Here is a 1,763-nt window from a genome sequence, read left to right on the forward strand (position 1 = left end):
GGCGTAGGGGGCGGGCCGGCGGATCCGCACGCCGGTCAGCCCGGCCCTCGCCCGGAGCCACCCACGCCGGCCCGCTCCGGCCCGGCCGGTGCGCGCGCGGCGGTGCCCGGCGTCGCCGGCCCTCATCCGCCCGGCGTCGCCGCCGGTCCTCATCCGCCCGGCCCGCCCGGTCCGGTTGCCCCGCCGGCCCAGGAGGGCGCCGCCGCGGCCCGGTCGGCCCCGCCGGTGCGCACCGGCCCGCAGGCGGCCCCGCCGGTGCGTGGCGGTTGGCCCACCGACCCCGAATCGCGTCCACGCTCCGGTGAGGCGATCTGGCCGGGCAACCCGGCGACCCGTCCCGGCCAGCGGGGCGCGGACCGTCCACCGGCCCCTCCGTCGCACGGTCCCGGCGCACCCGTCTCCGGCCCGGGAGCCGCCGGCGTGGCCCGGCCCCCGGTGCCTCGCCCACTGTCCGGCTGGGACGGCCCTCCCCAGGAGGAGACCGGCGGCCGGCCCGTTTCGAACCCGGGGCACCGGCCAGCTCCGGATCGCCGGGACACCGGCCCGCACCCGGCGGGTGGCCCCGGCCCCGGCAACCCCGGTGGTCCCGGCCGGGGCCGTGCCGTCCCGGCGGACCCGACGTATCCGACCCCGGTCAGCGGCGGTGCGCGTCCTGACCCGACGCCGTCCGGCGGCAACCCGCCGGTGCCCGCCGAGCCCCGGACCGGCAGTGGCCGTCGCGTCGTGGCCGACCCGACGCCGCTCGACCCCACCGGCGGACACCGCGCCGGCCCCGCCGGCACGGAGCGTCCCGTCGGCACGGAGCGTCCCGTCGGCACGGAGCGTCCCGTCGGCCGGCGGCGGGCCGCCGAGCCGGCACAGCCGCTCGTACCGAAGAGCGGCAACGCCCCGCCGCTGCCACCGGCGTCCCCGACCGTGCCGGAACCCGACGGGCGCGACGCGCCGGGGCGGCACGGCCCACGCACCGACGCCGCCCAGCGGGGCACGCCACCGGAGCGGCCCCGCGTCGACCGAGCCGATCAGCAGGCCGACTGGCCGCGCCAGGCGGCAGGCGGCCCGCGCACCGATCCCGCGTCGCCGGTCGTCGACCGGTCCGGTCCGACCGGTGCCGGCGTACCCGGACCGGAGGTGCCGAACCGGCACAAGTCCCCGCCGGCTCCGGCCGGTCGTGCCCGGCCCGGTGCCGGCCCAGCCGCTTCGCCCCCGGAGGTGCCACCCGGCCCGGCCCGGGGAGCGGCCCGTCCGCCCCGGGAGGTGCCACCCGGCCCGGCCCGGGGAGCGGCCCGCCCGGTCTCCGCGACCGCTCCGGCCCGGCCGGCCGACCCTGCGCCGGGGCCGGTCGGCCCTGCGGCGGAAGCCGGACCTGGACGAGGCGGCCACGCGGTCCGGCCCGACGGCCCGGAAAGCCCTCCGCCCACCGCCGCCGTACCCGGTCAGGCGGGCCGTGGCCCCGGTGGGCGCGCCGCCGTACCCGCCCCGGAGCAATCCGGCCCGGCGGCCCGTACGGGAGTGCCGGCCCCGGAGCAGGCCCGCCGCGCCAACGTTTCCGGCCCGGAGCAGGGCGCGCGCGCCGGCGTGCCGACCGACGCGCAGGGTGCCGGGCCCGGCCCGCGCCCCGGTCGGCCCGAACCCACGCCCGACCAGGCTTCGGCCCGGCGCTCCGCCGGCCCGCCGCAGCGGCCGGTGGATCCGGCCCGGCCCGCGCCGGCCGGCGGTCAAGCCCCGGGCCTGGCCCCACGACCCGGCGCCGCTGTCCCACACAC

The 1,763-nt window shown here is 83.3% G+C and carries 1 pseudogene; it reads left to right on the plus strand.

The features are described 5' to 3' along the window. Positions 1 to 723: 723 nt before the first annotated feature. Positions 724 to 1,763: pseudogene (locus E1182_RS32850) on the plus strand (hypothetical protein); the annotation flags it as partial.

It is taken from the genome of Micromonospora sp. KC721 (genome assembly GCF_004348355.1).
In the GTDB taxonomy this organism is placed as follows: domain Bacteria; phylum Actinomycetota; class Actinomycetes; order Mycobacteriales; family Micromonosporaceae; genus Micromonospora.